Annotated in this window: 12 protein-coding genes and 1 tRNA gene; 11 read left to right on the plus strand and 2 right to left on the minus strand. The window is 64.6% G+C overall.

What is annotated here, in order from left to right; all coding sequences use genetic code 11:
- A partial coding sequence (locus ACEQZD_RS10755) for a porin (protein ID WP_370185391.1) occupies nucleotides 1–752 on the plus strand: 752 nt, incomplete at its 5' end.
- A 96-nt stretch (nucleotides 753–848) separates the two neighbouring features.
- Here the strand turns inward: ACEQZD_RS10755 and fabB are convergent.
- Both fabB and fabA read right to left on the minus strand, forming a co-directional pair.
- Nucleotides 849–2,063 carry a beta-ketoacyl-ACP synthase I gene (fabB, locus tag ACEQZD_RS10760; RefSeq protein ID WP_142950172.1) on the minus strand — a complete coding sequence of 405 codons (1,215 nt, stop codon included), beginning with the start codon at nucleotides 2,061–2,063 and terminating at the stop codon, nucleotides 849–851.
- A gap of 40 nt (nucleotides 2,064–2,103) precedes the next feature.
- A complete protein-coding gene (fabA, locus tag ACEQZD_RS10765; RefSeq protein WP_370185393.1) occupies nucleotides 2,104–2,649 on the minus strand; it encodes a 3-hydroxyacyl-[acyl-carrier-protein] dehydratase FabA in 546 nt (181 codons plus the stop codon).
- 326 nt (nucleotides 2,650–2,975) lie between these two features.
- On the opposite strand from fabA, the gene ACEQZD_RS10770 reads away from it, so the two are divergent.
- The 10 genes from ACEQZD_RS10770 (at nucleotide 2,976) to ACEQZD_RS10815 (ending at nucleotide 11,123) form a co-directional block, all read left to right on the plus strand.
- Nucleotides 2,976–4,949 carry a heme lyase CcmF/NrfE family subunit gene (locus ACEQZD_RS10770; RefSeq protein WP_194856634.1) on the plus strand — a complete coding sequence of 658 codons (1,974 nt, stop codon included), beginning with the start codon at nucleotides 2,976–2,978 and terminating at the stop codon, nucleotides 4,947–4,949.
- Nucleotides 4,942–5,493, plus strand: coding sequence for a DsbE family thiol:disulfide interchange protein (locus ACEQZD_RS10775; protein WP_370185395.1), 552 nt, complete (start codon nucleotides 4,942–4,944; stop codon nucleotides 5,491–5,493). The genes ACEQZD_RS10770 and ACEQZD_RS10775 overlap by 8 nt, the downstream gene beginning before the upstream one ends.
- A complete protein-coding gene (locus ACEQZD_RS10780) occupies nucleotides 5,490–5,897 on the plus strand; it encodes a cytochrome c-type biogenesis protein (RefSeq protein WP_370185396.1) in 408 nt (135 codons plus the stop codon). Before ACEQZD_RS10775 ends, ACEQZD_RS10780 begins: the two co-directional genes overlap by 4 nt.
- On the plus strand, nucleotides 5,894–6,922 hold the full coding sequence (locus tag ACEQZD_RS10785) for a tetratricopeptide repeat protein (protein WP_255442704.1): 1,029 nt from the start codon (nucleotides 5,894–5,896) through the stop codon (nucleotides 6,920–6,922). The genes ACEQZD_RS10780 and ACEQZD_RS10785 overlap by 4 nt, the downstream gene beginning before the upstream one ends.
- A gap of 131 nt (nucleotides 6,923–7,053) precedes the next feature.
- Nucleotides 7,054–7,710: an adenylate kinase gene (gene adk, locus ACEQZD_RS10790; RefSeq protein ID WP_142950177.1), complete on the plus strand. Its 657-nt coding sequence runs from the start codon at nucleotides 7,054–7,056 to the stop codon at nucleotides 7,708–7,710.
- A gap of 144 nt (nucleotides 7,711–7,854) precedes the next feature.
- Entirely contained in the window at nucleotides 7,855–8,811 is a 957-nt protein-coding gene (gene hemH, locus ACEQZD_RS10795; protein WP_194856633.1) for a ferrochelatase, read from the plus strand.
- 204 nt (nucleotides 8,812–9,015) lie between these two features.
- Entirely contained in the window at nucleotides 9,016–9,816 is an 801-nt protein-coding gene (locus ACEQZD_RS10800) for a hypothetical protein (protein ID WP_370185399.1), read from the plus strand.
- 191 nt (nucleotides 9,817–10,007) lie between these two features.
- The gene (locus ACEQZD_RS10805; protein ID WP_142950180.1) at nucleotides 10,008–10,241 is read left to right on the plus strand and encodes a bacterioferritin-associated ferredoxin; all 234 of its coding nucleotides are present in this window, start codon (nucleotides 10,008–10,010) and stop codon (nucleotides 10,239–10,241) included.
- A gap of 218 nt (nucleotides 10,242–10,459) precedes the next feature.
- Complete coding sequence (gene bfr / locus ACEQZD_RS10810) at nucleotides 10,460–10,939, plus strand: bacterioferritin (RefSeq protein WP_142950181.1); 480 nt, start codon at nucleotides 10,460–10,462, stop codon at nucleotides 10,937–10,939.
- A gap of 107 nt (nucleotides 10,940–11,046) precedes the next feature.
- A tRNA-Arg gene (locus ACEQZD_RS10815) sits at nucleotides 11,047–11,123 on the plus strand.
- Nucleotides 11,124–11,266 lie beyond the last annotated feature (143 nt).

Genomic DNA, 11,266 nt, shown 5'->3' on the forward strand with positions numbered 1-11,266 from the left:
GGACCCTGGAGGACAGGACGTCCGACAGGGAGCCCCCAGGGACGGGTTCACGGCGTTCCCGGAAGGGCGTCACCCAGACCTGCGCACCAAATGGAGGGGAAGCGTTCCCGCTAAAGCGCGATGAACCTTACTTCTTCGGCCAGCGCCGTAACAGCAACACCGTTAACTGGAAGAGCCCCCGTTGGGGCGACGTGATCGTGCGCGCGCAAATCGCTCCTGGCGAGGACGACCAGATCGGTGACGAAGAGAAAGACGGGTTGGCCGACACCTATGGTGTGTCCGCGACCTGGGACGGGGATGCCCTGTTCGCTGCTCTTGCGTATCAGCGCAGCTACCTGGAAGTGGACAGCCCGGTCCCGCCGCCGGTGACCGTGGCCGCCGACCTGGATCTGCTGCGTGGCACCCTGGGTATGGCGCTTGGTGACCTGGAGCTGGGCGCGATGGTCGAGCAGGTGCGCATTGATCCGGACGTGTCCGGCGCCGACCGCGCCGACGGCACCTCGTATATGGTCAGTGCCGGCTGGCAGTTGCTGCCGCGGGTTAAACTGAAGGCCCAGGCCGGTCGTTTCGACAGCAGTGATCTCGACTACGAGAGCGACATCCTGGCCGCGGGCGCCGACTACAAACTCGGCAAGCAGACCACGCTCTACGGGCTGGTATCCGGCTCCGACGTGGACTACACCTACGCCAACGGCACCGGCGATGACGACAGCGGCAGCCTGTTCTCAGTGGGGATGGAACACAAGTTCTGAAGAGAGCTTCAAGCTGCAAGCCTCAAGCTGCAAGCAGTCTTGAATCCGCTTGTAGCTTGTAGCTTGTAGCTTGCAGCTGGCCGGGCGGAGCCCGGCCTATGCCCAGCGCTTCAGTGCCAGCGAGGCGTTGGTGCCGCCGAAGCCGAAGCTGTTGCTGAGCACCAGCTCGGGGCGCTGGTCGTTGCTCTTGGTGAGAATCGGCAGGCCTTCGGCGTCCGCGTCCAGCTCGGTGATGTTGGCGGAGCCGGCGGTGAAGCCGTCGCGCATCATCAGCAGGCAGTAGATCGCCTCCTGAACGCCGGCGGCGCCCAGGCTGTGGCCGGACAGGCTCTTGGTGGAGCTGATCGCCGGAATCTTGCCGTCGCCGAACACTTCGCGGATCGCCTTCAGCTCGGCCAGATCCCCCACCGGGGTGCTGGTGCCGTGGGCGTTGATGTAATCCACGTCGCCGTCCACCGTGGCCAGCGCCTGGCGCATGCAGCGCGCGGCGCCTTCGCCGTTGGGCGCGACCATGTCGTGGCCGTCGCTGGTGGCGCCGTAGCCCACCACTTCCGCGTAGATACGCGCGCCGCGCGCCTTGGCGTGCTCCAGTTCCTCAAGCACCACCATGCCGCCGCCGCCGGCGATCACGAAGCCGTCGCGGCTGGCGTCATAGGCACGGGACGCGGTCTCCGGGGTGTCGTTGTACTTGCTGGACAGGGCGCCCATGCCGTCGAACAGACAGCTCAGGGTCCAGTGCTCTTCCTCGCCGCCACCGGCGAACACCACGTCCTGCTTGTTCAGCTGAATCTGTTCCACCGCGTTGCCGATGCAGTGCGCGCTGGTGGCGCAGGCGGAGGCGATGGAGTAGTTGATGCCCTTGATCTTGAACGGGGTGGCCAGGCAGGCGGACACGGTGCTCGCCATCACGCGCGGCACCATATAGGGGCCGACGCGCTTGACCCCGCGGGTGCGGGCGATGTCGGCGGCTTCCACCTGGTTGAACGACGAATGGCCGCCGGACCCGGCGATCAGGCCGGTGCGCTCGTTGCTGACGTCGGCCTCGTCCAGGCCGGCGTCGGCGATCGCCTGCTGCATGGCCACGTAGGCGTAGGCCGCCGCGTCGCCCATGAAGCGCCGTGGCTTGCGGTCGATATGGTCTTCCAGGTTGATATCCGGCGTCCCTGCGATCTGGCTGCGCATGCCCATTTCCTTATAGGCTTCCTTGAAGCGGATGCCCGGGAGGCTGTCCCGCAGCGCCCGGGACACCTGGTCCGCCTCGTTGCCGAGGCAGGACACGATTCCCAGGCCGGTAATCACGACGCGACGCATATGGTGCTCCATCAAGGTGATATTGTCGTACTAGCGGGCACTAAAACCCTTCCGTCGAGGTAAACAGGCCGACCCGCAGGTCTTTGGCCTCATAAATGTCCTCGCCGTCCACCGAAACCACGGCGTCGGCGATGCCCAGAGTGAGTTTGCGGGCGATCACCCGTTTCACGTTAATCCGGTAGGTCAATTTCTTGGCGGTGGGCAGCACCTGGCCGGAAAATTTCACCTGGCCCACGCCCAGGGCACGGCCACGGCCGGGGTTGCCCAGCCAGCCGAGGAAGAAGCCCAGCAGTTGCCAGGTGGCGTCCAGACCCAGACAACCCGGCATCACCGGGTCGGTCTCGAAGTGACAGTCGAAGAACCACAGGTCCGGGTGGATATCCAGCTCCGCGATGATTTCGCCCTTGCCGTATTCGCCGCCCTGGTCGGCGATGTGGCTGATGCGGTCGAGCATCAGCATGCCGGGCAGGGGCAGGCGAGCGTTGCCGGGGCCGAACAACTGACCGTGGGCACAGGCCAGCAGGTCGTCGTAGGAATAGGCGGATTTTTGATCCGGATTCGCGGTGTTCACGTTATTTGTGCTCAAACTGGTTACTCCACACAGGCCGGGCTGGTGCCGAACATCCATTGTTTTCACTCAGTATGGAACGGATCGAGCCCGATTCGTTCCAACCCGCCGGTGATAGTGTATGGATGCAAGATGACCTTTTGACTGCAAAATGGCGACGCTTTAAACACAGTGTCGACCCTGATGATAGCCACATAGTAGCAGAGCGGCGTCGTCGGGCACGACCGCTAAGCGTCTCAAAATATGTCCATGCCCGCGGGGCGCCAGGGGCGGCGCGCCGGTGGGCTTGCAAAGCGGGCCGCATCTGCCGATGATGCCCGCGCACACTCAGCCGGAGGAATAAGGTGGCGGCGGAACTCGGACATCTCTCCCTGTGGGTGGCCATAGCGGCGGCCCTGGTGTTGGCGGTATTCCCACTGATCGGCGTGTATCGCCGGGTGGAATCCTGGCAGCGCTACGCCCGGCCTTTGGCCTGGCTGCAGTGGCTGGCGCTCACGGTGGCGATGGTCTGCCTGGGCTACAGCTTCTATATCAATGATTTCACGGTCACCTATGTGGCCAACCACAGCAACTCGCAATTGCCGCTGGGCTACCGGCTGTCGGCGATCTGGGGCGGCCACGAGGGCTCCCTGTTGCTGTGGGGCTGGATGCTGGGCGGCTGGACCGCCCTGGTCGGCCTGTTCAGCCGCAAGGTGCCGCTGCCCATGGTGGTGCGGGTGCTGTCGGTGATGGGCATGATCGCGGTGGGTTTCCACGCCTTCATGCTGTTCACCTCCAACCCGTTCGACCGCTCGCTGCCCTGGTTCCCGATCGACGGCGCCGACCTCAACCCGCTGCTGCAGGACCCGGGCCTGATCATCCACCCGCCCATGCTTTATATGGGTTACGTGGGCTTCTCGGTGGCGTTCGCGTTCGCCGTGGCCGGTCTGCTGGCCGGCAATCTGGACCCGGCCTGGGCCCGCTGGGCACGCCCCTGGACCACCGTCGCCTGGAGCTTTCTCACCGTCGGCATCGCCCTGGGCTCCTGGTGGGCCTACTACGAACTGGGCTGGGGCGGCTGGTGGTTCTGGGACCCGGTGGAAAACGCCTCCCTGCTGCCGTGGCTGGCCGGCACCGCGCTGATTCACTCCCTGGCGGTGAGTGAAAAACGCAACCTGTTCCGCGCCTGGACCGTGCTGCTGGCCATCGTCACCTTTTCCATGAGCCTGCTGGGCACCTTCCTGGTGCGCTCCGGCGTGCTCACCTCGGTGCACGCCTTCGCCAACGACCCCAGCCGGGGCGCCTTTATTCTCGGCTTCCTGGTGGTGGTGGCCGGCGGCGCGCTCACCCTGTTCGCGCTGCGCGCCGGGCGCCTCAAGGGCAAGGGCGGCTTCAAGCCGCTCTCCCGGGAGGCCTTCCTGCTGGGCAACAATCTGCTGCTGCTCACCGCCACCTTCGCGGTATTGATGGGCACCCTGTATCCGTTGTTGGGCGAGGCGCTGGACATCAAGGTGTCGATCCGCGCCGCCTACTTCAACAGCTTCTTCGTGCCGCTGACCCTGGTGCTGATGGCGATTCTGGTGCCCGGCATGCTCAGCAACTGGAAGCGCCAGGACAGCTCGCCGTTGCTGCGGCGCATGCTGATGCTGGCGCCGGCGGCGCTGATCGGTGGCTACCTGGGCGCGCGCCTGCCCGGCGACACGCCCTGGGTGGGCACCCTGGCGCTGATCCTGGCCCTGTTCCTGGTGTTCGCCCACATCGACGATCTGGTGCGCCGCGCGCTGGCCTACAACCGGGGCTTCCTGGGCGGGCTGGGCAAACTCGGCCGCGGCTACTACGGCATGGTGCTGGCCCATTCCGGCATGGCGGTGCTGGTGGCCGGCGTCACCGTGGTCAGCTTCCACGAGGTGGAGCGTGACGTGCGCATGGCGCCGGGCGATGTGGCCGAGGTGGGCGCTTACCGCTTCGAGTTCGACACCCTCAGCGAATACGCCGGCCCCAACTTCGATTCCCGCAAGGGCCATTTCCTGGTCACCCGCGACGGCGAGCCGATCGCGGAAATGAACCCGGAAAAACGCACCTACCGCGCCAGCGGCCAGGTGATGACCGAAGCGGCCATCGACGCCGGCCTGATGCGCGATCTCTACGTGGCCCTGGGCGAGCCCCTGGGCGGCGACGCCTGGGCGGTGCGCATCTATCACAAGCCTATGATCCGCTGGATCTGGCTGGGGGCGCTGATCATGGCCCTGGGCGGCGCGCTGGCGCTCACCGACGCCCGTTACCGGAAAAAGATGACGCGCAGCAAGGCGGACGCGGACGGCGAGGTGGTTTATGAGTAAAGGCACCAACCCCTGGGTCTTCCTGCCGCTGGTGGCGTTCGTCGCCCTGGCGGTGCTGCTCGCCAGCGGCCTGGGCCGCAACCCGGAAGAGCTGCCCTCGGCGCTGGCCGGCAAGCCGGTGCCGGAATTTTCCCGGCCGTCGCTGCTTAACGACCGCACCCTCACCGAGGAGCTGCTCACCGGCCGCTGGCAATTGTTGAACGTGTGGGGCACCTGGTGCCCGACCTGCTACGTCGAGCATCCCTATTTGTTGGAGCTGGCGCGCAGCGGCATTCCCATTGTCGGGCTCGACTATAAAGACGAGGACGCCAAGGCCCGCGACTATCTGGCCGAATACGGCAACCCGTTCCGCGAAGTGATCGTCGACGCCGACGGCCAGCTGGGTCTCGACCTGGGCGTCTACGGCGCGCCGGAAACCTTTCTGATCAACCCGCGCGGCGAGATCGTGCTGCGCCACGTGGGTGAAATGAACCAGCGCGTCTGGGACGACAAGTTCGCGCCGGTGCTGCAGCAGGCCGGTGAGGCCCCGGGGGTGGCGCCGTGATCCGTCTTGCCATTCTGTTGCTCGCGCTGACGGCCGCGCCGTCCTGGGCCGCCATCGACATTTACCAGTTCGACAGCGACGCCCAGCAGGACCGTTTTCACCGTCTCACCGAGGAGCTGCGCTGCCCCAAGTGCCAGAACCAGAGCATCGCCGATTCCGACGCGGAGATTTCCCAGGACATGCGCGAGCGGGTGGCGCGGATGATCCGCGAAGGGCACAGCGATGAAGAGATCGTCACCTTCTTCGTCGACCGCTACGGGGATTTCGTCAGCTACCGGCCGCCGTTCAACCCCCGCACCGCGATTCTCTGGGTGGGGCCCCTGACCCTGTTGCTGCTGGGCGGCGTGGGTATCGTACTGCTGGTGCGCCGCGCCAGCCGCGAAGCGGAGGAAGACGATCAATGAGTCCGTTCATTGTGCTGATAGTGGTGTTGCTGGCGGCGCTGCTGGTGTGCTTTTTATTGTGGCGCCGGGAAAGCCGCGCCGCCGGCGCGCCCCTGTCGATCACCGGCCTGGCGATCCCCCTGTTGGTGGTGGCGGTGGCCGGCCTCGGCTATCTGACCATCGGGCTGGACCGCAACACCCTGGACTGGCTGGCCGACCAGCGCCGCTACGACCCGGTGGCCGAGCGCGTGATCGCCGGCGAAGCCCCCGGTGAGCAGGACCAGGACATCTCCGCCGCCGCGCTCACGCGGGTGCTGCAGTCGCGGCTGGTGCGCGAGCCCAGCCTCACCGGCTGGTACACCCTGGGCCTGCTCTATGACCAGTTGGGCGCGCCGGCCCAGGCCCAGGAAGCCGCCCGCCGGGCGCTGGAGATGGACCCGGACGACCACGCCGCGCGCCTGCTGCTGGCGCGCGGGCTGATCGCCCAGGCCGACGGCCGCCTCACCGACGAGGCCCAGGCGGAAATCGCCCGGGTGCTGGCGGACAACCCCCGGCACGACGGCGCGCTGATGCTGCAGGCAATGGCCGCCAACGAGGCCCGCCGTTTTGATCTGGCGGCGCGGTCCTGGCGCGCGCTGCTGGCCCGTCACGGCGATGGCGAAGCCGGCGATCTGATCCGCCGCGGCCTGGCCCAGGCGGAGCAGCAGCGTGAGCGCAGCGAGCAGCTGCAAGGGCTCACCGTCACCGTGCAGGCCGACGACGTGCCCGAGGGCGGCACCCTGTTCGTGTTCCTGCGCCGGGCCGGGGAGAGCGGCGGCCAGCCGCTGGCCGCGCGCCGGGTGCTGGCGGAATCGTTTCCGATCCAGGTGACCCTGCGCCCGGGCGACTGGCTGCAGGCCTATCCCGCCGAGCTCGACCAGCTGCGCGTGGCCGCGCGCTACACGCCGGCGCCCGGCTCCAGCGTGGACCAGGCCAACCTGAACGCCGCGCCCACCGCTCTGGATCTGAGCCGGCGGCCGGCGGCGAGTCTCACGATTCGCCGCTAGGCGCGCCGCCACGGGCGTCCGCGATACCAAGGTCGCCCTTGTACCCGGGGGACCCGCACGGTAAAGTTCCCCCCCTTCGGGCGAGGGGAGCTCCTGACGCCCCTTCCATTCGCGGCAAAACGGAGAATCCTATGCGTGTCATCCTGCTTGGCGCGCCCGGTGCGGGTAAGGGCACTCAGGCGCAGTTCATCAAGGAAGAATTTTCCATTCCCCAGATCTCCACCGGCGATATGCTGCGTGCCGCGGTGAAAGCGGGCACCCCTCTGGGCCTGGAAGCCAAGAAAGTGATGGATGCCGGCGGTCTGGTATCCGACGACATCATTCTCGGCCTGGTCAAAGAGCGCATCACCGAGGACGACTGCAAGAACGGCTTCCTGTTCGACGGCTTCCCGCGCACCATCCCCCAGGCCCAGGCGCTGGTGGAAGAGGGCGTGAATATCGATTTCGTGGTTGAGATTGATGTGGATGACGAAGAAATCATCGAGCGTCTCAGCGGCCGCCGCGTACACCCCGCTTCCGGCCGGGTCTACCACATCAAGCACAACCCGCCCAAGGAAGCCGGCAAGGACGACGAGACCGGCGACGAGCTGGTCCAGCGCGACGACGACAAGGAAGCCACCGTGCGCAAGCGCCTTGAGGTGTACCAGGAGCAGACCCGCCCGCTGGTGAACTTCTACCAGGAGCTGGCCCAGAACGGCGAACAGAACGCGCCCACCTACGTGCGCGTGGCCGGCGTCGGCGGCGTCGATGACATCCGTCAGCGCATCATGGAAAAACTGAAAGGCTGAACTCTCCAGGGGCCCGCGGCAGCGGGCCCTCGCATCTCCCCCCTCCTATCACCCCGATAGCGTGCTCACGTCCTCTGTCTCACCTATCATTCACCCTCCATTGGTTGTGATGCGCCCCCGCGCTTACTCAGGAGAAGGCTTGTTATGTCCGTGACGAAACCGGCGGTGGTCCTGGTCAATCTGGGCACCCCAGACGCGCCCACCACGGCGGCGGTGCGCCGTTATCTGAAGCAGTTCCTGTCCGACCCCAGGGTGGTGGAAGCGCCGCGCCTGATCTGGTTCTGGGTGCTGCGTCTGATCATCCTGCCGCTGCGGCCGCGCCGGGTGGCGAAACTCTACGCCTCCATCTGGCAGCAGGACTCTCCGATCCGGCTGGTGGCCCAGCAGCAGGCCGAAGCGCTGGCCGGCCGTTTCGACTGCACCGTGCGTTACGCCATGAGCTACGGCAGCCCCGGTTTTGAAGCCGTGCTGGATGAGCTGGCGGACCAGGGCCACGACCACCTGTTGATCCTGCCGCTCTACCCGCAGTATTCCGGTTCCACCAACGGCGCGGTGGCGGACGCCCTGGCGCGCTGGGTGCGCACCCGCCGGGAAGTGCCCGGGCTGACACTGGTTAAGGACTACTGGCAAAACCCCGCCTGGCTGGACGCGGTGGCCGACAGCATCCGGCGTTTCCGCGAACAACACGGCGAGGCGGAAAAGCTGCTGTTTTCATTCCACGGCATTCCGGTGTCCTACCAGGACAAAGGCGACCACTACGGTGAGCGCTGCCATCACTCCGCCGCGTTGATCGCCGAGCGCCTGGGTTTGCGCGCCGAACAATGGATGGTGACCTTTCAATCCCGCTTCGGCCCCCAGGAGTGGCTCAACCCCTACACCGATAAAACCCTGGAAAAGTGGGGTAAGGAAGGCGTGCGTTCGGTACAGGTGGTGTGCCCCGGTTTCTCCGCCGACTGCCTGGAAACCCTGGAAGAAATCGACGGTGAAAACCGCGAAGTGTTCCTGCACGCCGGCGGCGAATCGTTTGCCTATATCCCCGCGCTGAATGCGGAACCGTCACACATCGACGCCCTGGAAGCGGTGGTCCGCGCGCATTTATGAAACGCAGTGACGAGTGACCGACACGGGGCAGCCGAACGCTGCCCCGTTTTATTTTTTCTCCGCGCCCCTCTCCCCAAAAAAACCGCTTTTTATTTTTTTACTGATTCCTACAAACTCTTGGTCAAATAATGTACCAAGTGATTTTTTTTTATGCTACTTTCCGACTGTCGCAGAAAAATGACGTCATAGATTAGGAGATCGATCATGGCCAGAGCAGCAAAAAAAAGTAGCGCTCAGAAAAAAACCGCGGCTCGCAAGACCGCCGCACGCAAGAAGACCACCACCACCAAAACCACCGCCAATAAGGCTCCGGCTCTGCCGAAGTCGGTAACCAACGCCGAGTCCAAGTCCAAACTTCAGGAAAAGGCGGTGGCCCAGGCACAGAAGAAAGTCGACCAGGCCAGCACCAAGCTGGACCGCCAGAAGAAAAAGATCGAAACGGAAAACGACAAACTCAGCAAATTGCGCGCGGATCTGGCCGCCAAGCGGGATAAGGCCAAAGGCAATGCCACCGCCGCCGCCAAACGCGCCGTGGAAACCGCCCGCGGTCGCATGAACACCCAGCGTCTCAAACTTCAGGACCTGCGCGGCGAGAGCAAACTGATTCGCGCCGAAATCCAGGCCGCCAAGAAAGTGGTCACGCGGGAAAACAAAAAGCTGCGCACCGCCCAGCGTAACCTGACCACCAAGATGCGCGAGTACGAGCGCAAGCTGGCGAAGAAAGCCAAGGTGGCTCAGAAGAAAGCGGAGCAGAAGGCCAAGCGCGCCGCCCGCAAAGCCACCGGCAAGACAACCACCGCGCGCAAAACCACCGCCAAGCGCGCCACCGCCAAGAAGGCGGCCAAGCGCACCCCGGCGAAGAAAAGCGCCAGCAAGCGTCCGGCGGCCAAGAAAACCGCGACCCGCAAGACCGCGGTGAAGAAGACCGCCACCCGCAAGACCCCGGCGCGCAAAGCACCGCGCAAGAAAGCGGCGGCCAAGAAGACCCCGGCCAAGAGCAGCTGACCGGACCGTCCGCCCGTTCGACACAACGCCCCCGGCCCGCCGGGGGCGTTGTCGTTTCGGCACCCCTCTCCCCCAAAAAAAACCGCCCTGGGCCTGCCGCCGGGCAGGGGTGGCGCCCTGGCCAAGAAAGTTATTGATAACAATTCGCATTAGAGTTATTCTGCTCCCGAGTTTGAGGAGTGGACGTAGCCATGTACGTTTGTTTGTGTAACGGCATCACTGACGGTCAGATACGGGAAGCAGCCGAAAGCGGTTGCGACAGCCTGCGCGATCTTCGTCGGGAACTTGGGGTTGGCAGTCAGTGTGCTAAATGTGCACGGCACGCCCGTCAGGTATTGCGTGATACCCGTAACGCCATGCCGGCGGTCTCTTCAATCTCGGCAAACCGGGGCGAACCAGTCCAATACTGGCCTCAGACCGCCTGAGAGCCGCCCCGCGCGAGAGCAGTCCATCAGCCTCCCAGCCAGGCCCGAGCCCAGCCAGGGAGCAGGGACGCCCACAGCCGCTTGCGGCGTTCCTTTAAAGACTGATTCTCATTAGTATAACTACTTGTATTTACTCGATTTTTTCCGGGTAAACCTTGTCCGTGCCCCCGTCTTGCTGAACAATAGTCGCCACTACCCCGCCGGCACGGAGAACGCACATGAAAGGCGACCAGAAAGTCATCGAATTCCTCAACCGCGCACTCGGCAACGAGCTGGTGGCGATCAACCAGTATTTCCTGCACGCCAAGATGTACAAGGACTGGGGCTTCCAGGCCCTGTACGAGCACGAATACCACGAGTCCATCGATGAAATGAAACACGCCGACATGCTGGTCGAGCGTATTTTGTTCCTCGAAGGTCTGCCCAACCTGCAGGACCTGGGCAAACTGATGATCGGCGAAAACACCAAGGAAATGCTCAACTGCGACCTCAAGCTTGAGCAAATGGCGGTGCCCGACCTGCGCGACGGCATCGAATACTGCGAATCCGTCCGCGATTACGTCACCCGCGACCTGTTCCGCGAAATCCTCGCCTCCGAGGAAGAGCACATCGACTGGCTGGAAACCCAACTCAGCCTGATCGACAAGGTAGGCCTGGAAAATTATCTGCAAAAACAAATGGAAGCCGGCGAAGAATAAATCGCCCCCGCGGTCCGTTTGCGCAAGAAATCACCGCCCCCGGCTTGACTCCCCGGGGGGCATTGGGAATAATGCGCGCCTCTTGACGGCCAACGCCGCAAGGTCCCGCACCGGTAGCTCAGTTGGATAGAGCATCTGGCTACGAACCAGGAGGTCGGGGGTTCGAATCCTCCCCGGTGCGCCATACAAACAAAAAGGGCCCCGCTCATTTGAGCGGGGCCCTTTTTGTTTGTATGCCATACCGGGGAAGTATTTAGAGAACCCCCCAGGGTTCGACAAGCCGGCCAACGGCCGGCGCAGGACGTCGCCGCCAAGCGGCGCCGCCCC

It is taken from the genome of Alloalcanivorax sp. (assembly GCF_964221125.1).
Lineage (GTDB): Bacteria > Pseudomonadota > Gammaproteobacteria > Pseudomonadales > Alcanivoracaceae > Alloalcanivorax > Alloalcanivorax venustensis.